Genomic DNA, 429 nt, shown 5'->3' with positions numbered 1-429 from the left:
GTGATTCGTTTAATTCAACATCAATGTATGATGACTTACCGAGAACTCTCCAGTGAAATAAAAAGCAATAGAGGTATCTTAGCCTTATTGAGAACCAGGCCTGATAACCTGAGTGAAGAAAAGAGGGCTAAAAGAGACGCATTTTTAATTCAAAATCCGGCTATCGATGCAATCTATCGATTCCAACAACAACTTCATTCTCTTTTAATGAAAAGAGCTTTAACTCAAAAGGCATGTCGTAAAGTAATACCTACCTTCTTAGACATGCTTACTGAATTAAAACAAAGTGCTTTTAAAGCCTTAGCTTCACTGGGTAAGACACTGGGAGCTTGGAAAGATGAAGTCGCCAGAATGTGGCGGTTTAGTAAATCAAATGGAATCACAGAAGGGTTTCATCGCAAAATGAAACTCATTCAGCGAAGAGCTTAT

Annotated in this window: 1 protein-coding gene; it reads left to right on the top strand. The window is 37.8% G+C overall.

Going from position 1 to position 429, the window contains the following annotated elements:
* A partial coding sequence (locus E1O52_RS13080) for a transposase (protein ID WP_165474838.1) occupies nt 1–429 on the top strand: 429 nt, incomplete at both ends.

This window comes from Legionella nagasakiensis (assembly GCF_900639915.1).
Classification (GTDB): Bacteria; Pseudomonadota; Gammaproteobacteria; order Legionellales; family Legionellaceae; genus Legionella_A; species Legionella_A nagasakiensis.
This window is presented reverse-complemented; position numbering and strand designations above follow the sequence as displayed.